Below are 296 nucleotides of genomic sequence, written 5' to 3' on the forward strand. Positions count from 1 at the left end.
GAAGCCTTTATTCGTCATCGTCGCGAAGTTGTGACTCGTCGTTCAATTTATGAACTGCGTAAAGCCCGTGATCGTGCCCATATTTTGGAAGGTCTGGCCACTGCACTGGCCAATATCGATGAAGTTATTGAGCTGATTAAAGCATCACCTAGCCCGTCTGAAGCCAGAGAAGCCTTGTTATCTCAAGGTTGGCGCAGCGAAATGATTCTGGAAATGCTTGGCGCTGCGGGTGCACAGGCTTCACGTCCAGAAGATTTGGCCGCTGAATTTGGTCTGGTGGAAGGACAATATTATTT

General features: G+C 48.3%; 1 protein-coding gene. It reads left to right on the top strand.

Translation table 11 applies throughout. From position 1 onward, the window contains the following. Positions 1-296: DNA gyrase subunit A (locus tag B3182_RS13540; RefSeq protein WP_292753102.1), on the top strand; the 296-nt coding region annotated here is incomplete at both ends.

Source organism: Methylophaga sp. UBA4204 (assembly GCF_002379485.1).
GTDB lineage: Bacteria > Pseudomonadota > Gammaproteobacteria > Nitrosococcales > Methylophagaceae > Methylophaga.